The organism is Streptomyces sp. 8L (assembly GCF_020176795.1).
Classification (GTDB): Bacteria; Actinomycetota; Actinomycetes; order Streptomycetales; family Streptomycetaceae; genus Streptomyces.
This window is the reverse complement of the sequence record NZ_JAIUKE010000944.1, coordinates 1-791: the sequence shown is the minus strand read 5'-3', so window position 1 is coordinate 791 and position 791 is coordinate 1. Positions and strand designations below refer to the sequence as shown.

Annotated in this window: 1 protein-coding gene; it reads left to right on the top strand. The window is 76.1% G+C overall.

Going from position 1 to position 791, the window contains the following annotated elements; all coding sequences use genetic code 11:
* Positions 1 to 735, top strand: a 735-nt coding sequence (npdG, locus tag LCE31_RS40020) for an NADPH-dependent F420 reductase (RefSeq protein WP_374118722.1), incomplete at its 5' end; no start/stop codon positions are given.
* Between the last annotated feature and the right edge of the window lie 56 nt (positions 736 to 791).

Below are 791 nucleotides of genomic sequence, written 5' to 3'. Positions count from 1 at the left end.
CGTCTACGCCTCCGCGGGGAAGCCCGGGGGAGGCGTCGGGGCGCCCGGCCCGCAGAGGCGCCCCCCCCGGCCCCCCCCCCCCCCCGCGCCCGCGCCCCCCCCCGCCCCCCCGTGCTCGGCGGGACCGGGGACCAGGGCCGCGGCCTCGCCTACCGGCTCGCGCTCGCCGGGCAGAAGGTGATCGTCGGGTCGCGGTCGGCGGACCGCGCGCACACCGCCGCCTCCGAGCTGGGCAACGGTGTCGAGGGCGCCGACAACGCGACCTGCGCGAGCCGCAGCGACCTCGTCATCGTCGCGGTGCCGTGGGAGGGACACGCGGCAACCCTCAGGTCACTGGAGAACGAGCTGGCGGGCAAGCTCGTCGTGGACTGCGTCAACCCGCTCGGCTTCGACAAGAAGGGCGCGTACGCGCTGACGCCCGAGGAGGGCAGCGCGGCGGAGCAGGCCGCGGCGCTGCTGCCGGAGTCGCGGGTGACGGCGGCCTTCCACCACCTGTCCGCAGTGCTGCTCCAGGACCCCGGGGTGGAGTCGATCGACACCGACGTGCTGGTACTCGGCGAGTCCCGGGCGGACACGGACATCGTGCAGGCGCTGGCGGGCCGCATCACCGGCATGCGGGGCGTCTTCGCGGGACGGCTGCGCAACGCGCACCAGGTGGAGTCGCTCGTGGCGAACCTGATCTCGGTCAACCGCCGCTACAAGGCGCACGCCGGGCTGCGCGTGACGGACGTGTGACCGCGAGGCACGTCTGACCGCCCGGTGAACGGGGACGGGCGTACGGGGCGGGGCGC